The sequence below is a fragment of the Pseudomonas sp. S36 genome (genome assembly GCF_016647875.1).
GTDB lineage: Bacteria > Pseudomonadota > Gammaproteobacteria > Pseudomonadales > Pseudomonadaceae > Aquipseudomonas > Aquipseudomonas parafulva.
The window spans coordinates 46,160-64,913 of record NZ_JACVVG010000005.1 but is presented as its reverse complement, the minus strand read 5'-3'; the positions used below and the strand labels follow the sequence as shown (position 1 = coordinate 64,913).

At 64.8% G+C, this 18,754-nt stretch carries 18 protein-coding genes and 2 riboswitches; of the genes, 5 read left to right on the top strand and 13 right to left on the bottom strand.

Annotated elements, in window-relative coordinates; all coding sequences use genetic code 11:
* Positions 1 to 79: 79 nt before the first annotated feature.
* Positions 80 to 1,630 (bottom strand): sensor domain-containing diguanylate cyclase, encoded by a 1,551-nt coding sequence (locus IAE36_RS04135; RefSeq protein WP_442967440.1) that lies wholly within the window; start codon positions 1,628 to 1,630, stop codon positions 80 to 82.
* Between the two features lie 165 nt (positions 1,631 to 1,795).
* On the bottom strand, positions 1,796 to 2,281 hold the full coding sequence (locus IAE36_RS04130) for a hypothetical protein (protein WP_201210417.1): 486 nt from the start codon (positions 2,279 to 2,281) through the stop codon (positions 1,796 to 1,798).
* A gap of 128 nt (positions 2,282 to 2,409) precedes the next feature.
* On the opposite strand from IAE36_RS04130, the gene IAE36_RS04125 reads away from it, so the two are divergent.
* Positions 2,410 to 2,907 (top strand): GNAT family N-acetyltransferase, encoded by a 498-nt coding sequence (locus tag IAE36_RS04125; RefSeq protein WP_201210415.1) that lies wholly within the window; start codon positions 2,410 to 2,412, stop codon positions 2,905 to 2,907.
* Positions 2,908 to 3,038: 131 nt separating this feature from the next.
* Positions 3,039 to 3,311 carry a hypothetical protein gene (locus tag IAE36_RS04120; RefSeq protein WP_060481210.1) on the top strand — a complete coding sequence of 91 codons (273 nt, stop codon included), beginning with the start codon at positions 3,039 to 3,041 and terminating at the stop codon, positions 3,309 to 3,311.
* On the opposite strand, the gene IAE36_RS04115 is transcribed toward IAE36_RS04120, so the two are convergent.
* The 7 genes from IAE36_RS04115 to IAE36_RS04085 all read right to left on the bottom strand — a co-directional run bounded on the left by IAE36_RS04115 (position 3,306) and on the right by IAE36_RS04085 (position 11,663).
* Positions 3,306 to 4,643 carry an OprD family porin gene (locus tag IAE36_RS04115; protein WP_201210413.1) on the bottom strand — a complete coding sequence of 446 codons (1,338 nt, stop codon included), beginning with the start codon at positions 4,641 to 4,643 and terminating at the stop codon, positions 3,306 to 3,308. The two genes, IAE36_RS04120 and IAE36_RS04115, sit on opposite strands and share 6 nt — an antisense overlap.
* The gene (locus IAE36_RS04110; RefSeq protein WP_201210412.1) at positions 4,640 to 5,074 is read right to left on the bottom strand and encodes a pseudoazurin; all 435 of its coding nucleotides are present in this window, start codon (positions 5,072 to 5,074) and stop codon (positions 4,640 to 4,642) included. Before IAE36_RS04110 ends, IAE36_RS04115 begins: the two co-directional genes overlap by 4 nt.
* 17 nt (positions 5,075 to 5,091) lie before the next feature.
* Positions 5,092 to 5,871: an ABC transporter ATP-binding protein gene (locus tag IAE36_RS04105; RefSeq protein ID WP_201210596.1), complete on the bottom strand. Its 780-nt coding sequence runs from the start codon at positions 5,869 to 5,871 to the stop codon at positions 5,092 to 5,094.
* A 5-nt stretch (positions 5,872 to 5,876) separates the two neighbouring features.
* On the bottom strand, positions 5,877 to 6,896 hold the full coding sequence (locus tag IAE36_RS04100) for a FecCD family ABC transporter permease (RefSeq protein ID WP_201210410.1): 1,020 nt from the start codon (positions 6,894 to 6,896) through the stop codon (positions 5,877 to 5,879).
* Positions 6,893 to 7,903, bottom strand: a complete 1,011-nt coding sequence (locus IAE36_RS04095) for an ABC transporter substrate-binding protein (RefSeq protein WP_201210408.1) — start codon at positions 7,901 to 7,903, stop codon at positions 6,893 to 6,895. The genes IAE36_RS04100 and IAE36_RS04095 overlap by 4 nt, the downstream gene beginning before the upstream one ends.
* A gap of 113 nt (positions 7,904 to 8,016) precedes the next feature.
* Positions 8,017 to 8,215, bottom strand: a riboswitch (cobalamin riboswitch).
* Between the two features lie 26 nt (positions 8,216 to 8,241).
* Positions 8,242 to 9,408 (bottom strand): DUF1624 domain-containing protein, encoded by a 1,167-nt coding sequence (locus tag IAE36_RS04090; RefSeq protein ID WP_201210406.1) that lies wholly within the window; start codon positions 9,406 to 9,408, stop codon positions 8,242 to 8,244.
* A gap of 128 nt (positions 9,409 to 9,536) precedes the next feature.
* Positions 9,537 to 11,663: a TonB-dependent receptor gene (locus tag IAE36_RS04085; RefSeq protein WP_201210404.1), complete on the bottom strand. Its 2,127-nt coding sequence runs from the start codon at positions 11,661 to 11,663 to the stop codon at positions 9,537 to 9,539.
* A 107-nt stretch (positions 11,664 to 11,770) separates the two neighbouring features.
* Positions 11,771 to 11,977: riboswitch (cobalamin riboswitch) on the bottom strand.
* Between the two features lie 161 nt (positions 11,978 to 12,138).
* Here IAE36_RS04085 and IAE36_RS04080 point away from each other — a divergent pair.
* Positions 12,139 to 12,885: an outer membrane beta-barrel protein gene (locus IAE36_RS04080; RefSeq protein WP_028634454.1), complete on the top strand. Its 747-nt coding sequence runs from the start codon at positions 12,139 to 12,141 to the stop codon at positions 12,883 to 12,885.
* Positions 12,886 to 12,936: 51 nt separating this feature from the next.
* Here the strand turns inward: IAE36_RS04080 and IAE36_RS04075 are convergent, their stop codons facing one another.
* Together IAE36_RS04075 and lpxO are read right to left on the bottom strand one after the other, a co-directional pair.
* Positions 12,937 to 13,506: a GNAT family N-acetyltransferase gene (locus IAE36_RS04075; RefSeq protein WP_201210402.1), complete on the bottom strand. Its 570-nt coding sequence runs from the start codon at positions 13,504 to 13,506 to the stop codon at positions 12,937 to 12,939.
* A gap of 20 nt (positions 13,507 to 13,526) precedes the next feature.
* Positions 13,527 to 14,426 (bottom strand): lipid A hydroxylase LpxO, encoded by a 900-nt coding sequence (gene lpxO, locus IAE36_RS04070; protein ID WP_028634452.1) that lies wholly within the window; start codon positions 14,424 to 14,426, stop codon positions 13,527 to 13,529.
* 157 nt (positions 14,427 to 14,583) lie between these two features.
* Between lpxO and thpR the strand changes: the two genes are divergently transcribed.
* The gene (gene thpR, locus IAE36_RS04065) at positions 14,584 to 15,129 is read left to right on the top strand and encodes an RNA 2',3'-cyclic phosphodiesterase (RefSeq protein WP_201210400.1); all 546 of its coding nucleotides are present in this window, start codon (positions 14,584 to 14,586) and stop codon (positions 15,127 to 15,129) included.
* 29 nt (positions 15,130 to 15,158) lie between these two features.
* Here the strand turns inward: thpR and IAE36_RS04060 are convergent, their stop codons facing one another.
* Positions 15,159 to 16,064 carry an AraC family transcriptional regulator gene (locus IAE36_RS04060; RefSeq protein WP_201210392.1) on the bottom strand — a complete coding sequence of 302 codons (906 nt, stop codon included), beginning with the start codon at positions 16,062 to 16,064 and terminating at the stop codon, positions 15,159 to 15,161.
* Positions 16,065 to 16,244: 180 nt separating this feature from the next.
* Between IAE36_RS04060 and calA the strand changes: the two genes are divergently transcribed.
* Positions 16,245 to 17,297, top strand: coding sequence for a vanillin reductase (gene calA / locus IAE36_RS04055; RefSeq protein WP_201164101.1), 1,053 nt, complete (start codon positions 16,245 to 16,247; stop codon positions 17,295 to 17,297).
* A 42-nt stretch (positions 17,298 to 17,339) separates the two neighbouring features.
* Here the strand turns inward: calA and IAE36_RS04050 are convergent, their stop codons facing one another.
* Complete coding sequence (locus IAE36_RS04050) at positions 17,340 to 18,656, bottom strand: PQQ-like beta-propeller repeat protein (protein WP_201210385.1); 1,317 nt, start codon at positions 18,654 to 18,656, stop codon at positions 17,340 to 17,342.
* Between the last annotated feature and the right edge of the window lie 98 nt (positions 18,657 to 18,754).

The following is an 18,754-nucleotide window of genomic DNA, read 5'->3' as shown; positions in this document are numbered from 1 at the left end:
CCGTTGCCCGCAGGCCGCTTTGTCGAGGGCGACGTTCGGATACCTGATACGACCGCAGGGGCCGCGACCCGTCAGGTGGTCAGGCGTGAACCACCCGGTTGCGCCCCTGTTGCTTGGCCTGGTACAGCGCACGGTCAGCCGCACCTAGCGCGTCGGCAGGCTCATTGCCACCCTTGGCATCCCAACGCGCTACACCCAGTGACACCGTCACGGCGCCCACCGGTTCCAGCGGGGTATCCTGCACCGTCAGCCTCAGGCGCTCGGCCACGTTGGCCGCTACCTCCAGGCCTGCGCCTGGCAACAGCATGAGGAATTCCTCGCCGCCGGTACGGCACAGCAGGTCACCCTCGCGGCAACAGCCGCGCATCAGCTCTGCCAGGCGCCGCAGCACCTGGTCACCCACCTCATGGCCATGGTTGTCGTTGACCCGTTTGAAATGGTCGATGTCCAGCACGATGGCCGAGAACGATCGGCCATCGGCCTGCAGCAGTGCCAGGCTGAACTCCAGGCCGCGACGGTTGACAAGGCCTGTGAGCGGGTCGGTCTGGGCGTCGCGGTTGAGCCGGCCAATGCGTTCCTGCAGCAGGTTCAGCCCGAACAGCAGGGCGCGCTTGAGCTCGGCCGCCTCGAAGTACCAGGCAGGCACCCGGCGCAGGCGCTCGGCGGTTTCCGGGCTGTCCATGGTGCGGGCACCGGCAGCCAGTTGCCACAACGGCTGCGCGATGATCAGGGCCAGCCACCACAGCAGCAGGAAGCCCACCAGGGCCAATGGCGCCGATGTACCCACCACGTTGAGGATGAGGTCCCCCAGTGGCGTCAGTGTGCGCGTCAGGGGCTGCTGCGCCACCACGCCCCAGCCGGCACTTGGCACGGTGGCGAAACCTGCCAGCATCTCCACCCCCTGGCTGTTGCTCAGTTGGCGGGTGCCGTTGCGCAAGGTGCCCAGCTGGTTGATCAGCGGGTTGCTCTGCACCACTGTGCCAACCCGCTGCGGGTTGGGGTGGTACAGCAGGCGGCGCTGGCTGTCGACCACGTACAGGTAGGAGCCATCCTTGTAAAAGTGCTCGCCCAGCAGGCTGTTGAGGATGTTGCGCTCGTGCAGGTAAAGGCTTCCCGCCACGTAGCCCAGGTAACGCCCATCGGCGTCGAAGATCGGTTGTGACAATGTCACGACCAGATTGTTGGCTGCCGAGACATAGGGGGTGGAAACCAGCGGGCGGCGTTCGTGCAGGGCTTCTTCTACACCGGGGGACTGCATGCGCCCACCCACCAGGTGGCGCAGGTGTGCAGGCGATACCGACAGCAGTACACCGTTCGCGTCGATCACGAAGGTAGAGTTGAAGGCCATGCTCTGGCCCAGCACCCGGTCGGTTTCGGCCCGTAGCGCAGCGCTGTCGGCCAGTTGCTGGCGCTGCACACCCGCGCTGAATGCCAGTTGCTGCAGGGCGTTGCGGATATAGGTTTCAGTGATGGCAGCCAGCTTTGCCGCATAGACCCGGTTGGCTTCCAAGGCGTGATCGATCAGCAACTGGCGCTGCACCCGGTAGCTGGCGAAATAGCTGGCGCACAGCATCACCAGCGCGGTAAGGGCGCAAAGCACCAGAATAAGTGTGCGCAGATCGAGCCGCATTCCTTGCTTGGCGTTTGGCAATCCTGACCTCTAGGGCGAACAGATGCGACAAAAAGGGCGATAACCCTACAGGTTATCGGTGCTTTGGGGAACTGCTTGACGTCAAGATGGCCACCATCGGATGCGTTGGGGCGCTAAGCGCCCCAATTAGCGCTTCCGGGCCTATCACCCAGCAGGGCTGGCGTTGTCCAGCCTGCGCAATTCGTCTTCCACCTGCTGCATGCGTTGTTTGGCCAAGGCTTGCACATTGGGGTCCCCAGCGGTGTCGCGCATCAGCGACGTGAGTTTTTCGCTCAGGCGCCGGCCGTTCTCCGTGTCCTCCAGAGCCCGTGCCTTGGCCGGGTCCTGCAGCGCCGTGACGATCGTGTCGAACTCTGCATCGCTGAAGTTTTTCTCGCTGTAAAGCCGGAACAGGTCCTGGCGCTGGTCCTCGACCGTGAGGTGTTTGCGCAGCACCTGCTCGATGCTTGCCTGTGTCAACCGGGGGTGGGTGCGCGCGAGCAGGCCAGCCATGCGCTCGATGTTATGGGTATAGGCCTCCTGCAGCGGCAGCCGCGCGAGGATCTGCTCTTCACGGGTGGGTTTCTGATCGCAAGCGGTAACGGCGAGGGCCAGCAGCAGGGGCAACAGCAACTTGTTGAGGCAAGGCATGGCATGGCCTGGTTGGGCTGTGAGGCTGGCGATTATAACGGTGTCTGCGCAACGCCGACGAGCCTTGTCGTTTGCCATGGCCGCGCGGCTGGGGTAGAACCTGGCCTCCATTGCCCGGTGGCTGCCCCATGCCCGACCTGACCCTGCAACCTGTTCCACGCGACGCCATTGATGAGGTGGTGACGTTTGTCGAAGCGGCCCGCCGCGAATTGTTCCCGATGCTCGCCGGCACGTCCTTGCCCCATGATCTGGCGCACTTCGCCAGCACGTACCTGGACGGCGCTGGCTGTTTTCTGGAGGCGCGGGACGGCGGGCGCCTGGTAGCAGTGATTGGCTACCTGCCCTACGATCACCGCTTTGCCCAGCTCTGCTACCGCAGCCTGCAGGTGGTCGAGGTGGTGCGGCTGTTCGTCTTGCCGGCCTACCGCAGGCACGGCCTGGCAGCAGCGCTGTTCGCCAGGTTGCGTCTGCACGCCCAGGCGCAAGGGGTAGACTGCCTGTACCTGCACACCCATCCATTTCTGCCCGGCGCCATCCGCTTCTGGGAGCACCAGGGTTTCAGCGTGGTGGACGTTGAACAAGATCCGGTGTGGCAGACCACCCACATGCAGCTGCCCCTGCGCTGAACCTACGGAATTGCCCTACACACGCCTGGCGGCAGTGATCCACGCGTTCATTTCCTTGCCTGCCAGGCCGTGCTTACCCTCCCAGGACATGGATTTTTCATCGCTGCAGAGGGAGAAGGACGATGCCACACATGGCCCTGTACAAGCTCAAGTTGCTGGACGAATTCGAAGCACGCCTGGAGGGATGGACCTCCGATGATTTTGAAAACAGGCTGATGGACCTGTGGCGCGGTGCCACCCGGCAGGATGCCCGGAGCCTGATCAATGCGGCGCACCGTGAAGGGCGCTGGCCCAACACGGTCAGGCAGTACCTGCAGACCCGCGTGAGGGCTGCTGGCCATGTCGATGCGGAGCTCGAAGCCGCGTTCGCCGACCTGGCGTACAGCCAGCCACCCCTGTCATAACCCCCCGGACAATGGCCATTCCACCGCCAGCCGAAGCTGGTCGACATCCAGCTCGGCTTGCGCCTGGTTACCCCGGTGCACGTTGTGCCGGACCGAGAAGGTGACGCCCTTGGCCCGGCCGCCCTGCACCACATAGCGGGCCTCAAGGTCACGCTCCCAGTGCTTGCCGCCCTTGCCGTAGCCCAGATAGGCATAGCCACCTGCCGGGTCTACCCCGGTGCCGTCGATGCCGAAGCCGCGTACGTACAGCGCCGTCAGCGCCAGGCCCGGGATGCCGTAGGCACCCATGTCCAGGTCGTAGCGCGCCTGCCAGGACTTTTCGTTCGGCCCGTTGAAGTCGGACATCTGCACCGCATTGGCGATGTAGATGGCGCCCCGCGAGACGTAGTCGAACGGTGTGTCTCCATGCACCTGCTGCCAGCCCAGGCTGAAGCCGTGAGGCCCCTGGTTGTAGCGCGAAACCAGGCTCCAAGTGGTGTTGTCGATACGCCCCGACAGTGCCTTGCCGGTGTCGGTGGTGCGGTACAGGTTGAGGTCCAGGCTGACACTGCGCTGCTCGTCCAGGGCATGGCTCAGGGTGCTGCCCAGGTAGTGCTGGTTCCAGGTGTCTTCATACCGCGACGTGTACAGGCTGGCGCTGAAGCCAGGGCTGGCCGTGAAGATGGCGCCGGCCAGGTCGACCTGGTTACCCTGGCGGCCATTGGAGTAATTGACCGCAAAGCCCCGGCCATGGCTGGAGGCATTGCGGTCGGCGTCTTCGGTGAAATGCCCGGCCACCAGCCTGAGCGCCTCCAGTTCATCACTGGCCAGAAAGAACCCGGTGAAGGTTTCCGGGAGCAAACGGCTGTCGGAGGCACTGAACACCGGCGTTTTCACCCGTTGCTCGCCGTAGGTGAGCACGGTGTTGGCAATGCGCAGTTTCACGGCGGCGCCTGCGCGGCTGTAATCAGATTGCGGGTGCCCGTCGTTGTCCACGGCCAGCAGGCGCGCTTTGCCCGCCCGGCCGCCGCCGCTGTCCAGCTTGACGCCCAGGTAAGCGTGGGCATCCACGCCCACCCCCACCAGCCCCTGGGTGAAACCAGACTGGAAGGTACCCATCAGGCCGTAGCCCCATTCTTCCGCCTTGCCGTTACGCTCGTTGCGCGGCTTGTAGGCATTGCGCGCGGCACCGTTGCGCCCGCCATGCTTGAAGTCGCGCTGATCGTACACGCTGCGGTTGAGCACGCTCCAGCTGGCGTCCTGGACAAAACCCTGGCTTTGGGATTGGGCATTTTCAGCCTGTGCCCAGGGGGCTATCGCCACCAGTGGCAGCGCCAGTGACAACCTTCTCACTGGCCGGCCGCCAGCTGTTGCAGTTGCGCGCCGAAGCGCGCCTTGGCCCTCGCCGGCAGGCTTGCCGGCACCGCGGCCTCGGTCACGTCACCGACCTGAATGAGCATGACCATGCCCATCGCCAGGTGCGGAATGCATTGCACGCCGTACAAGCCCGGCACGGTAAAGCGCTGCTCGAAGACCTGGTTGAGCTTGCTCTTGAAAGCCGTAGCGCCCTCTGGCATCAAACCCGGCACGCTCGCAGCGTTGTGCCCGCTCTGGGTGGGTACGAAACGCACCGTGTCGCCCGGTGCGATGCGCAGGTGATCAGGTTCATAGACCATCGCCCCCGCCTCACCGCGGTTGAGCATTTTCACTTCGTGAACCTCGGCCAGGGCTGTGGGGGCGAGCAGGGCGCTGGCGAGCAGCAAGGCAACAGGGCGCAACGACATGGGCAGAACTTCCTGGTTCAAGGGGCGCGAAAGCGCAGGATGCGCGCGCCGTCGTAGGGGTCGGTGAGGTAGTGGGCATGCACACCGAAGGTGTCGAGCAGGCGCTGGGGCGTGAGCACCTCCAGCGGCTTGCCCAAGGCAACCAGGCGGCCTTTGTCGAGCACCGCCACGCGGTGGCAGGTGAGGGCCTGGTTGAGGTCATGCAGGGCTACCACGGTGGTCACTTGCAAGGCTTGCACCTGGTGCAACAGGCTTAGCTGGTGCTGGATATCCAGGTGGTTGGTGGGCTCATCCAGCAGTAGCAGGCGCGGCTGTTGGGCCAGGGCGCGGGCGATATGCACGCGCTGGCGTTCACCACCCGATAACGCGCCCCACAGCCGGCTGCGCAGGTGCAGGGCATCCACGTCGGCCAACGCCTGTTCGACGATGGCACGGTCGTTTGCACAGAACGGTGCAAGCGCCGACAACCATGGCGTGCGGCCCAGGGCAACGGCATCGAACACGCGGATCGCATCGAGCGTATCAGCCTGTTGCTCCACCAATGCCAGGGCCTGGGCGATCTGGCGCCTGGGCAACTGCGCCAACGGTTGGCCCATGAGGTGTACGCTGCCGCGGGTGGGCTTGCGCAGCCCGGCCAGCAATTTGAGCAGCGAGGACTTGCCAGAGCCGTTGGGCCCGACGATAGCCAGGGTCTCGCCGGCGTGCACGGTCAGGTCGAGGGTGTCCAGTACGGTGTTGCCGGCCAGGTCCAGCCCCAGGCCCTGGCAGCTCAGCGGTGCGATGCGCGCGGGGGCCATGGCGGTCACGAGTGCCCCCGTTTTGCGACCAGGATCAACGCGAACACCGGCGCGCCGATCAGCGCAGTCACCACGCCCACGGGGATGACCTGCCCGGCAATCAACGTGCGCGAAAGAATGTCGGCCGCTACCAGGAACAATGCGCCGCCCAGTGCGCTGGCAGGCAACAGGCGCCCGTGACCGGGGCCTAACAGCAAGCGCAGGGCATGGGGGATGACCAGGCCGACGAAACCGATGGCGCCCACGATCGATACCATCACCGCCGTCACCAGTGCCGCGCAGCTGATCAGCAGCAACTGCGTGCGCCGCACCGGGATGCCCAGTGAAGCTGCAGAATCGGCGCCGAAGGTGAATGCATCCAGCGCCCGGCGGTGCCACAGGCATACCAGCAAACCCAGCACTGCGACCGGTACCGCCAGCCACACTGACGGCCATCGCACACCGCTCAGGTTACCCAGCAACCAGAACAGAATGCCCCGCGCCTGCTCGGCGGTGGCCGACTTGGTGATGAGGAACGCGGTGAGGGCGTTGAACAGTTGCGAGCCGGCAATGCCGGCCAGAATGACCTGGGCGTTGTTGCCGGCCGGGCTGGCGGCCCGGGCCAGTACCAGCACCAGGGCGAATGCCGCCAGTGCGCCGATGAATGCCCCTGCCGACATGCTCAACGCCATGCTGCCCAGGCCCAGCAAGCCGACCAGCACCGCGCCGGTCGAGGCACCTGCCGACAGGCCCAGCAGGTAGGGCTCGGCCAGCGGGTTGCGCAGCAGGGCCTGGAGGATCACGCCGCAGGTCGCCAGGCCAGCGCCGCAGGCTGCGGCCACCAGGGTGCGGGTCAGGCGGTAGTTCCAGACAATGCCGGCATCAATCGGGTCCACCGCGTAGCCCGCCTGCCACAGGTGGTTGGCCAGCACCTGGCCAACCAGGCTGGGTGACAGGTTGCTTTCACCAATGGCGGTGCCTGCCAGCAAGGCAGTCAGCAGGGCGGCCACGGCCGCCACGGCGGTGAAGGGCAGGCGGCTGGTCACTGGGCTGCGTGACCGCTGGCGAACGCCGTTGCCAGGGTTTGCAGGCCACGGAACAGGCGGATGCCGGCTTGCATGGCCTCAGCATCCAGCACGATGATGCGCCCGTTTTTCACCGCATCCATGTTGCGGGTGACCGGGTCGTTACGCAGGAATTCGAGTTTTTTCTGGTAATCGTCGGCCGGGAAGCGGCGGCGGTCCATGCGTGCGACGATCAACCAGGTCGGGTTGGCCTTGGCCAGGGTTTCCCAGCCTACGGTCGGCCATTCTTCAGTGGATTCGACCACGTTGCGTACCCCCAGGGTGCGCAGCATGAAGTCGGCCACGCCTTGGCGCCCGGCCACGTAGGGGTCGATGTCCAGGTCGGCGCTTGAGAACCAGAACAGCGCCGAGGTCTGCGACAGGTCCTTGCCCGCCAGCTGCCCCAGGGCGCTGTTCAGCCGGCCTTTCAACTCGGCGTTCAGGGCAGTGCCGCGGTCTTGCACATCGAAGATTTCGGCCAGCTGGCTGACGGTTTTGTAGATGCTGTCTACCTGAAAGGCCTGCAGGCGCGTGCCATCGGCCCCCATCAGGTTGTCCTTGCCTTCGCAGTCCGACGGCATCACATAGGTCGGTATGCGCAATTCGTCGAACTGTTCCCGGGTACCCACCACACCCTGGGCGCCGATCATCCACTCGAACTGGGTAGCCACCAGTTGCGGGCGCTTGCCCACCACGGCTTCGAAGCTGGGATCGTTGTCGGCCAGGCGCGGTACCTTGGCGTTCTGCGCCTGGTACTCAGGCAGCACGTCGTTGAACCACAGCGAGGTGCCCACCAGCTTGTCGCCCAGCCCCAGTGCATAGAGCATCTCGCTGCCGGCCTGGCCGATGGTCACGGCCCGCTGCGGCGCGTGGTCGAAGGTCTGCGGCTTGCCACAGTTGTCGAGGGTCAGCGGGTAGTGGGTAGCAGCAGCCTGGGCCAGGCCGGCAAAGCCCAGGCCGGCGAACAGGGTGGCAATACGGGGCAGCATGCGGGGCGATCTCCTATCGGGCAGTTCACGGAAGGAACGTGCGGGCAGGCATCGCCGAGCCCCTGCCGGTAGCAGAAGGCAAAACGCAAAGCCCATCCCGGACACCCCGCCGGTTGGTTGTATAGGTGCCGGCAGGTCTCCTGACTGGTGCGTCATGGCCTGGCTCCGACCTTCCCGGGTGTGTGACCCAGTGGCATGCAGGGAGCAGGCTCGGCACTTACAGTTGCGGGGGCAGTTCCGTTTGGCCCTGTGGAACGGGGCCTGGGATTCCCTATTGATTCCGTGATGGAAACCGGCGGCACGCATGGTAGACCATCACGCCGCCGGGTGAAACGCTTTTAGAAATACTTCAGCCAGGCAATGTCCCGCCTGCGCGCCTTCAGGCGGGCGAACCCGCGGGTGGGCAGGTACAGCGCCAGGGCCAGCAATGCCGCCCCCACCCATACGGCGCCGATGCTGTCGAAGCCGAAGTACGCGCCCTGGTTCAGGCCAAACACAGCGACCGCTGCCAGGTACAGCACCTTGAGCACGTACAGGTGCAGCAGGTAGAAGAACATCGGCGCCGCCCCCAGCACTGCCAGCGCAGCGACCCAGCGGGCCTGGCCGGCGCGCTCGAAGCCGCGCAGCAGCAACAGGCCGGTGCCCAGCGTCAAGGCCAGGAACAACAGCGACGGGGGGTATTTGGTGATGTTGAACAGGCTCATGAGGGTTTGCACAACATTCGGGTAGGCCGCCCAGGGCGCTTCGCCATAGCCATTGAACAGGCGCAGCAATACAAAGCCCAGCAACGTGCCTGCGCCTGCCAGCAGCAGGCGTTGCTGACGCTGCGCAGGTTGGCTGGCGCGGCCAAACCAGGGCCCAAGGCCATAGCCAAGGGCGATCACACCCACCCACGGCAACACCGGGTAGGAGGTGCGCAGGCGCAGGTGCTCCGACACTTCCAGCCAGCCACGGTCGTGCAGGATCGCCCAAGGCACATGCAGAGCGGAGCCTGCATCGTAATGCACGCCGTCCAGCAGGTTGTGCCCGGCAATGATGAGCGCGCCCAGCGCCAGCAAAGCGGCCCGTGGCAGCCATACCAGCAGCGACAGGGCGAGCATGCTGATGCCTATGGCCCAGATCACCTGCAGGTAGATGACCGTGGGCGGCAGCTGGAATGTCCAGGCGAAGTTGACCAGCGTGAACTCCAGCACCACCAGAAACAGCCCGCGCTTGAACAAAAAGGCCGCGACATCGGCACGGCCTTGGTGCTTCTCGCCGTACAGCCAGGCAGACAGCCCGGTGAGCAGGACGAACACCGGGGCGCACAGGTGGGCGAGGGTGCGGCTGACGAACAGCGCGGGCTCGGTGGTGTCGATGGCCATCGGGTCGCTGACCTGTTTGTGCAGGAAGAACGTTTCGCGCACATGGTCCAGAAGCATGAACAGCATCACCAGCCCGCGCAGGGCATCGATGCTCTGCAGGCGCTGGGTGAGCAGGGTGGGGGTGGCGTTTGCGCTTGTCATGAAATTTCGCTGGCAAGGTGAGTTTCAAATGAAACGTTATCTTATAACTAATATCTGTCGTCACGGTAGGCATTTTTGCCGGCCGTGGTATGGGTGGAGTACGCCGCCGCATGGCGACGGCGGGTTTGTCAGAAGCGGTAGTCCACCGTGGCGAACAACGACCGGGGCGTGCCCATCAGCCACTGCTCGCCACTGAATGCCGACACCACGTACTGGCGGTCGAACAGGTTGTTCAACTGCAGCCCCAGCCGCACATCCGGCTGTACCTGCCAGGCAATGTTGGCATCGACCACGGTGTAGCCCGGGGCGCTCTGGGTGTTGGCGTTGTTGGCATAGCGTTCATCCACAAAGCGCGCCCCGATGCCGGCCTGTACCTGCTGGCCCAGGCCTTTGCTCAGCCACAGGTTGGCGGTGCGCCTGGGCACGTTGACCGGGCGGTTGCCCGAGCGGTCCAGGTTCACCCCACCGACGTTTTCGTCGAACTGGTCATAGCGCGCCCGCAGCAACGCGGCGTTGGCCGACACCTGCCATTGGTGCGCCAGCGCCAGTTCCAGGGTGGCTTCCAACCCGTCGGAGGTCTGCTGGCCTGCCTGCTGTTGTTCGTGGGTGAGCGGGTCGTCCACCAGCAGCTTCTTCTTGACGATGTGGTAGGCCGCCAACGTCCATTCGCCCTGGCCGTTCCAGAACCGTTGCTTCAACCCCACCTCGGCCTGCCGGGCTTCGGTGAGGTCGTAGTGCATCTGCGAAGGGCGCAGGCTGATCAGGTTGTCGACGCCGTCCTGGCTGGTGGAATACTGGCCATACACCGCTACCTCCTCGCTCAGTGCATACACCAGCCCCGCGCGCCAGTTGCCGCCCTGCAGGCTGCGGTCGCTGCGGCTGCCATCCACCAGGTTGTCCCGGTCGATGTGGTTCTGATCCCGCCTCAGGCCGGTCACCAGTGCCAGCTTGTCGGTCAGTTGCAGGCGGTTCTCGGCAAACAGGGCAAAGGTGTGCGTGGTCGAGAGGGTCTGTGGCCGCAACGGCGATGCACTCTGGAACGGCCCTGGGCGGGGCTGCCACGGGTCGATGTAATCACCGCCGATATCGTCATAGGGCGCGTTGCTGTCCACATTGAACCGGACCTTGTTGTACTCGGCGCCGATCACCGTCTTGCTCGGCAGGCCGAACAAGGCGTGGTCGAAATCGAAGGTCTGGCGGTCGCCGAACTGTTCCTGGTTGTGGCGGATCTGCAGGAAGCTGCCGCGCAGCAGTTGGCCCTGCTCGGGGGCCCAGCGGTAGTCCTCGGCGTTGCGCCACTGGCGACGGCTGTTGATGTAGTACAGCTGGTTGCTGGCGCCGACATGATCGTTCAGCGCCCACTCGCTGGTCAGCCGCGTCCATTGGTCCACGTAGTGCTGCTGGTCATTCTGCACGTTGTAGTTCTTGCTGCGCAGGCTGCTGCGGTAGTGGCCGTCGATCAGCGGCGTGCCGTAGTAATTGGCTGGCGTGGCGTCACCGCGGTCGTGGGCGAGGGTGAAGCTGAGGTCCTCGCTGGCGTCGAAGCGCAGCGCCATGCTCAGGGCCTGGCTACGGGAGGGGGTGCGGTCGACCCAACCGTTGCCTGCTTGCTGGTTCAGGTTCAGCCGGTAGCTCAGGCGTTCGCTCAGGCTGCCACCGCTGTCCAGGCCCACTTGTTGGCGATCCCAGGAGCCATAGCCCACACGCAGGTGGTTGCGCACCTCGCCGGCGAGGGGTTTCTTGGGAATCACGTTGACTACCGCGCCGGTCGCCCCTTCGCCGTGCAGCACGGATGCCGGGCCACGGACCACCTCGATGCGCTCGACCATCCACGGGTCCACCGGGAAGGTCTGGGTGCCCGCCCCGGTGTACAGGCGTGCGCCGTCGAACAAGGTCATGACCGAGCCGTGGCCGGTGAAGCCACGGGCAGACAGCCCTGTGCCGCCATCGCCCGGTGAGCCGATGAAGGTGATGCCGGGCGAGCGCGTGACGGCCTCCTGCACGGTGGCATTGTTGCGCTGCTGGATCTCGGCGGTGCCAAGGGTGCTGGTACTGGCCGGGGTTTCCAGCGGGCTGAGGCCAAGGCGCGACCCTGCCTGGCTGGGCGTTGCCAGGTTGGCGGCCGCGCTGTCATAGGCACCTGTGACCGCCGTGGAGGGCAGGGCCAGGGCCGCTGCCGGGAGGGTGTCGGCCTGGGCCGGCACGGCGACGGCCAGGCAGGCCGCCAAGGGGTGTAGCTTGAAGATACGGGACATGTCGTTCCACTGCTGCAGGAAAGAAGGAATCCCGGTGGAATACACGCAAAGGCGCACCTGGCACGCAGGCGCGCGCAGGCACTGGCCTGCGCCCGCCCACCGCGGGTTGCCATAGGGAGCTTCAGGCCGGTCTCCGGGCTTGCGAGGGGCATGAACCTTTCACCTTCCCATGCAGGTGCACAGTGGTGTGTCGAAAGGTTCGCTCGCTTACCGTTGCGGGGGCAGCGCCGGACTTGTCGTGGCTACACGACGCACCGGCTTCCCGTTTCACCCTGCGCACGGCGGCGCAGGGCACCTGAAACTGGCGCGCATCTGACCATTGAACAGCGCGGGCGTCAAATGCGCGGGTTGTGGGCCTTCAGAGGGCCTTTGAACGGCGTTCGCGTTTCAGGTGTTTTTATTTCGAACTTTTCTGAACAGGCAGCGCTCGAAGCGCTCGTGCACAACCCGTCAATACGTCATGGAGACTATTCGCATGTCTGCTCGTAACCTGCTGCGCCACACCTGCCTGCTCGCCTTGGTCGCCGCTCCGCTGGCTGCCACCGCAGCGCCAAGCACGGACCCGCTGTTCACCCTGGGCCTGCTGGGCTCCTACGACAAGTTCAAGTTCGAAGGCGGCAGCGAAACGGACAAGGATCACATGGGCCAGGGCGGTGTATTTGCCACCTTCGGCAACAAGATGACTGCCGAATCCGGCTTCATCTACCAGATCGGCGCAGAGGCCAAATACGGCAAGAAGAACGACAACAAGCTCAAGGAAGCCCAGGCTGACCTGGACCTTGGCTGGCGTGCGGCGCTGGACGCGCGCAACTTCGTCGACGTGACCGTCGGCGGCGGCTACAGCTGGTCGCGCTACGAGCCCGAGATCAACGACCTGGACACCAAGCTCACCCTCAAGTCGCCGTTCGCCAAGGCCGCGCTGGGCTACAACCACCAGTTCGACGCCTCGACCCTGCGCGTGGAAGTGGGTGCCCGTCACACCCTGGACGGCCGCGCACGGCTGAAAGTGGATGACTTCGGCAGCGACACGGTTGACCTGAAAGACCGCACCAACCCCTATGCTGAAGTCACGATGCTGATGAACCAGCAGGGCGCCATGCCGGTGCAGGCCGGTGTGTACTACACCCGCACCGAGTACAAGCTGGACGATAACTCGCCGGTTGCCGACAACACCAAGCTCAAGCGTGACGAGTTCGGTGTAAAAGTGGGCCTGGCCTTCTAACCCAGGTGCCCGGCCCCGCTGAACGATGCGGGGCCGGCGCGGCTGGCGGTGCTACCGCCCGCGTCTGCGTGACACCCGCGCCTCGATGTTCTTGCGCCCGATCAGCAGGGGCGGGGTTTCCACCACTGGCTCATCGGCCAGCCACTTGTACATCACCAAGCAGTCCACCAGCCCCAGGTGGGCATGGCGATAAGCCTTGGGCAAGCGGCCTACCGTTTCGAAACCCAGCTTGTGCCACAGGGCAACGGCCACCTCGTTGCTGGCGACCACCGAGTTGAACTGCAGGGCCAGAAAGCCTTCCTGGCGCGCCAGTTTCTGCGAATGCTCGCACATGAGACGCGCCACTCCTCGGCCACGCGCCTGCGGCGTGACCACATAGCCGCAATTGCCCACGTGCGCCCCAGGCCCTGCGGCGTTGGCCTTGAGGTAGTACGAGCCCAGCAGTTCCCCGTTTTCCTCTGCCACCCAGGTATACAGGGGCAGCTCCAGCCATAAGTGGCGGCCTTGCTCGGGGGTCATGTGCGGGTCAAGCGCATAGGTTTCCCGGGCCTGCACCGTGGCCTGCAGGGTGGGCCAGAAGCGCTCGAAATCGTCTGCGGTCATCGGGCGGATATGGATCATGCGGTTACTCCAAACGGCCTTCAGATGTAGATGAACACCAGCACCACTGCGGCGACCACAGCCCATTTTTCAAGGTAGTAGCGGGTACGGTTACGCTTTTTCAGCGCCTTGCCGCGCTCGCGGATCTTGTAGATGCGGGTGAACAGGCGGTTGATGCCACCGGTCTTGTCACCGGCATCGTTTGGCGCGGCGGCCGCTGCCATCACATTGCGGCTGAACCAGCGGTTGAACGCGGTTGCCCAGCGGTACTTGAGGGGGCGCTCGACGTCGCAGAACAGGATGATGCGGTTGTGCTCGGTGGTGTTGGCGGCGTAGTGGATATAGGTTTCATCGAAGACCACCCCCTGGCCATCGCGCCAGGAGTACTTCTGGCCGTCCACGTCGATGTAGCAGCCGTCATCGTTGGGCGTGTCCAGGCCAAGGTGGTAGCGGTACGAGCCTGCATACGGGTCGCGGTGGCGCACCAGCTTGGCCCCTGGCGGCAGGGTGGCGAACATCGCGGCCTTGACCGTGCCGATGCCTTGCAGCAGTTCAGTGGTGCGAGGGCACAAGGTCATTGCCGACGGGTGGCTCTCGCCGTACCACTTCAGGTAGAAGCGCTTCCAACCGGTTTTGAAGAACGAATTGAAGCCCACGTCATCGTAGTTGTCGGACTTCTTGATCTCGCCAACCTGTAGCAACTGCTGGGCTTCCTCGCGGATCTCCTGCCAGTGGTCCTGCAGCGGTTGCAGCTCCGGGAAGGCTTCAACGGGCAGGTAGGGCCTGGCCGGGTGCTTGGAGAACAGGTACAGGAAGCTGTTGACGGGGGCCAGGAAGCTGGAATGGTCGCCCAGCTGCCGCGTCAGCTTGTGACGAACCCGACCCCGCAGGTGAACGTAGGCGATCGAGAGGGCGAAGATAAGTACGAGTGCAATTTTCATGGACGTTTACTTGTCGAAAAATGGCCATGCGCCATGGCATAAGCCCGCCAGCATAAACAATCGCCAAGGCAGTTTGTACTTATTGTTACGAAACAGCCGGGCGACTTAAGTGTAATGATGGGGGTGTTACCCACGCCCCGAAGGTCAAGGAGATCGTATGGCTCAGGACACCCGCCTTAGTGGCAGCCCGTTCAAGCGGCTCTTTTTTGCAGTGCCGGTGGGGGACGCCCAGCGCCGCGATCTGGCCGCTTGGCGCCACGGTCTGGCCCTGCGTAACGGCAAGCCGGTGCCGGCTGCCAACTTCCATGTGACGCTGCTGTTTCTAGGCGATGTTGACACTGCCCTGGTGCCCTCGATCTGTGCGGCGGTGGACCAGCTCGCCCGCCCAGGCAGCGCGCCCAGGCTGCTGCTCGATCGCTTGCAGGTGTGGCAGAAGGCTGGCGCACTGGTGCTGGAAGCGCAGAGCACCCCGCCGGCCCTGTTGCACCTGGTGTACGGCTTGCAGCAGGCCCTGTTGCCATTGGGGTTGCAGGTGAGCAGCCGGGATTACCGCCCGCACCTGACGTTGTCCAGGGATTATCGGGGGCAGCCCCCGGAAGCGCCCACCGCCCCGGATTTCTACCTTCTGGCGCGGGAGTTTGTGCTCTACGAGTCGCGAAAAGGGGCCTACACCCCGTTGGCGCGGTGGTCGTTGGCCGGGTGAACCCGGGTGGGTGCTGTGTGTGCAGCAGGTCAGACCGGCAAGCTCTTGTACGGCAGCTCCTCCCCTGGGCTGTGCTCGAACTGGCGCTTGTATTCGCGGCTGAACTGCGACGTGCTCTGGTAGCCCACCCGATGCGCGGTCTGCGCCACCCCCAGCCCTTCGCCAATCAGCATCTGCTGCGCCTTGAGCAGCCGCAGGCGCTTCAGGTATTGCATGGGCGCCATGTCGGTGCAGCGCTTGAAATGCTCGTGGAACGTCGACACGCTCATATTGGCCCGTGCGGCGAGGGTCTCGACGTTCAGAGGCTCGCTGTAATGCTCGCGCAGGTGAGCCAGCGCCGCACCGATGCGGGCGAAGTGCCCTTGCTGCTCCACCAAGGCCCGCAGCACCCCGGCCTGCGGGCCGCGCAGGGCGGTGTACAGCACTTCGCGGACCCGCGCCGGGCCCAGCACCTTGGCGTCCAGCGGATCCTGCAGGCATTGCAGCAGGCGCTCCACGCTGTCGCGCATGGGCGCGTCCAGCGCGGCTGAGGTCATCGACTGGGGTGTCTGGGCCTGCACCACACCGCCCGCCGGCAAATCCATGCGCTGCACCAGTTCACTGAGCACCGAGCGGTCGATGTCCACGGCCACGCCCAGCAATGGCGCTTGAGGCGTGGCGAAGGTTTCGCACATGAACGGTACCGACAGCGCCTGCACCAGGTAATGACCGGCGCCATATTCCAGGGTGCGCGGCCCCAGGCGGGCCAGCTTGCTGCCCTGGGCCAGGATCATCAGGCTGGGTTCGTAGATTTGCGGGCTGCTGGCGACGTAATGGTCCCAGCTCAGCACCTGCACCTGTGGCAAATGGGTAGGGACGAACCCCGGGCGCGTGGCTAGGCGGCGGATCAGCGAGCAGAGCGGCGCATTGGCGTCGACGTGGCGGGTCAGTTGCATGGAGCACCAGGGCAGAGAATCGGACAGTACGATGATCGCAGATTGACAGCCCGGCGCCACATGCAAAACCGGATTCCCGGAGAATCAGGCATGTATGCCGGAGGATCAGCCGTGGGCGAGGGGGCGTCGAGCAAGCAAAATGGTTCGCCTGAATCGTTTCACTTCACTGCGAGGCCCAGTATGTATACAGCCATCGGTTACGCTGCCCAAACCCCGACCAGCCCACTGGCACCCATGACCTTCGAGCGCCGCAGCCCGCGCCCGGATGACGTCGCCATCGAAATCCTCTACTGCGGCGTTTGCCACTCCGACATTCACCAGGCCCGTAACGAATGGGGCATTGCCGTGTACCCCTTGATGCCTGGCCACGAGATCATCGGCCGTGTCACGGCGGTGGGCGACCAGGTGAGTGGGCACAAGGTGGGTGACCTGGTGGGTGTGGGCTGCATGGTCGATTCCTGCCGCCACTGCGAGGCCTGCGCCAAGGACCTGGAGCAATACTGCCTCGAAGGCCCGACCATGACCTACGCCACCCCGGACCGGGTCGACGGCAGCAATACCATGGGCGGCTATTCCAGCAGCATCGTGGTCAGCGAACACTTCGTGGTACGCATCCCTGACGGCATGGACCTGCCCAGCGCAGCGCCCATCCTCTGCGCTGGCATTACCACCTATTCGCCGCTCAAGCACCACGGCGTAGGCCCCGGGCACAAGGTGGGCATCCTTGGGATGGGCGGCCTGGGGCACATGGGCATCAAGCTGGCCAAGGCCTTGGGTGCGGAAGTGACCCTGTTCACCCGCTCTGCGGCCAAGGCAGCCGAGGCTCGCCGCCAGGGCGCCGACCATGTGATCGTGTCGAGCGATACCGAGCAGATGAGCGCGGCGGCCGGCCGCTTCGACTTCCTGCTCGACACCATCCCGGTGCAGCACGACCTCAACCCCTACCTGGAAACCCTCAAGTTCGATGGCGTGCACATTCTGGTGGGCCTGATCGAGCCCATCGACCCCGCCGTGCACGCAGCCAACCTGGTGTTGAAACGCCGGGTACTGGCCGGCTCGTTGATCGGCGGCATTGCCGAAACCCAGGAGGTGCTGGAGTTCTGCGCCAAGCACGACATCCGTTGCGATATCGAGATGCTGGATATCCGCAACATCAACCAGGCCTACGAGCGCATGATCGCTGGCGACGTGAAGTACCGCTTTGTCATCGACATGGCCACTCTGCAGGGCTGACCTGCAAGTTGCCCGTACCCGCGAGGGTGCGGGCAACCTGTGCTACCAGCGCAGCGGTTTGTCCCAGCCTTTCCAGAACAGCCAGCGCTGTGTTTCAGCATGGGGGCCGGTGCCGATCTGCCAGTCAGGCCGCCCGGTGTCCAGCGCGATCACCGCAACGAACCCGGCATAGGTCCCGGCTACCAGCGTGCGCCCGTCGCGGCTGATGTCCAGGGCACACAGGGTTGAGCCGATGAAGTGCTGCCAGCGCTCACTGCCGTCTTCGGCGAACGCCCGCAGATAGCCATAGGCATCGCCGACGATGTACTCCCCCTCACGCGCCACCCCGGCATACACCCGTGCGCCTTCCTGGATCACGGGCGTGCGCGGGTCGTCGCTGTAGTAATCGGTATCCAGCCCCGGCAGGTCGGCCACCCGTACTGCCAGCGTGGCACCGCTATAGAAGTGGCAGGCATTGAGCATCAATTGGTCACCTGCGGCGTTGAACAGCGCAAAGTGCGGGTACTCGCTCACCGGGCCCACCTGCGCCACCACCTGCAGGTTGTCGTCCAGCACCAGGTGCCGGCTGCATTGGTCACCCACCACGATCAGGCGACCGTCGGCCGATACCGTGCCATGGGCCATGCTCAGCCCCAGGTTGATATCGTCGGGGTCGATACCCTCGGCCAGGTCATCGAGCACCTGCTGCTGTTGCGGTAGCAGGCGTGTTGCGCCGTGGGCAGCCAGCAGGAAAATGCCCTCGTCGCTGACCAGCAGCACCTGCTGGCCATTGGCAAACGGGATCAGCGCGGTTGGGGTGGGTGGCATTTCAAACGGTTCGAACGGGTAGCCCTTGGGCAGCCCTTCAAGGCCGCTGGGCCAGGCCAGGCGCTGCACCAGCGGGCCGCCCCAGCCATCGGTCACGCGTACACCTTCGGCGTTGGCGAGGGCGAAATAGCGGCGTTCAGGGCAACGGCCAAAGTGCTCGACGCCGATCACCGGTGTGACGCTGTTGCCGTCGATCCGTACCACCTGGCCTTTTTCATGGGGCATGCCGATGCGCGCCAGCACGCTGCCGTCGTCCAACAACAGGAGTGTGGCGATCCCCTGGGCGTGCTCATCGAGCAACGGCACCAGGGGCTGGTGGGCCGGTGGCCAGGCCTGGCGGAATGCCTGGTGCGCCTGCTCATCCACGCCTGGCCGATTGGCCGATTGCAGGGCCGCCAGCCAGGCGTCGAGCAAGTGTTCAGTGGCAGGTGGCTGCGGCTCTTCGAGGTGATCCCAGCCCTGTGCCTGCCCTTGGGCAACGTACTGGTTGATGGCCTGAGCATAGGCCGTGACTGCCTGCTGCCACTGCTGCTGGGGAGGCTGCTTGTCCATGAGTGGATGGAACTCCTTGTTGCCCACGCGTTTCTGAGAATGCGCGCATGTTACTCCTTCGGCCCTGCGGTTGTGAGGCCTTGGTTTGACGCGTACCA

Coding starts and splice junctions, on each gene's coding strand:
- IAE36_RS04110 (WP_201210412.1), bottom strand. CDS start 5,074: ATGTCGTTGCGCCCTGTTGCCTTGCTGCTCGCCAGCGCCCTGCTCGCC.
- thpR (WP_201210400.1), top strand. CDS start 14,584: ATGGCTCAGGACACCCGCCTTAGTGGCAGCCCGTTCAAGCGGCTCTTT.
- IAE36_RS04080 (WP_028634454.1), top strand. CDS start 12,139: ATGTCTGCTCGTAACCTGCTGCGCCACACCTGCCTGCTCGCCTTGGTC.
- lpxO (WP_028634452.1), bottom strand. CDS start 14,426: ATGAAAATTGCACTCGTACTTATCTTCGCCCTCTCGATCGCCTACGTT.
- IAE36_RS04050 (WP_201210385.1), bottom strand. CDS start 18,656: ATGGACAAGCAGCCTCCCCAGCAGCAGTGGCAGCAGGCAGTCACGGCC.
- IAE36_RS04135 (WP_442967440.1), bottom strand. CDS start 1,630: ATGCGGCTCGATCTGCGCACACTTATTCTGGTGCTTTGCGCCCTTACC.
- IAE36_RS04085 (WP_201210404.1), bottom strand. CDS start 11,663: ATGTCCCGTATCTTCAAGCTACACCCCTTGGCGGCCTGCCTGGCCGTC.
- IAE36_RS04095 (WP_201210408.1), bottom strand. CDS start 7,903: ATGCTGCCCCGTATTGCCACCCTGTTCGCCGGCCTGGGCTTTGCCGGC.
- IAE36_RS04130 (WP_201210417.1), bottom strand. CDS start 2,281: ATGCCTTGCCTCAACAAGTTGCTGTTGCCCCTGCTGCTGGCCCTCGCC.
- calA (WP_201164101.1), top strand. CDS start 16,245: ATGTATACAGCCATCGGTTACGCTGCCCAAACCCCGACCAGCCCACTG.
- IAE36_RS04105 (WP_201210596.1), bottom strand. CDS start 5,871: ATGGCCCCCGCGCGCATCGCACCGCTGAGCTGCCAGGGCCTGGGGCTG.
- IAE36_RS04120 (WP_060481210.1), top strand. CDS start 3,039: ATGGCCCTGTACAAGCTCAAGTTGCTGGACGAATTCGAAGCACGCCTG.
- IAE36_RS04125 (WP_201210415.1), top strand. CDS start 2,410: ATGCCCGACCTGACCCTGCAACCTGTTCCACGCGACGCCATTGATGAG.
- IAE36_RS04090 (WP_201210406.1), bottom strand. CDS start 9,408: ATGACAAGCGCAAACGCCACCCCCACCCTGCTCACCCAGCGCCTGCAG.
- IAE36_RS04075 (WP_201210402.1), bottom strand. CDS start 13,506: ATGATCCATATCCGCCCGATGACCGCAGACGATTTCGAGCGCTTCTGG.
- IAE36_RS04060 (WP_201210392.1), bottom strand. CDS start 16,064: ATGCAACTGACCCGCCACGTCGACGCCAATGCGCCGCTCTGCTCGCTG.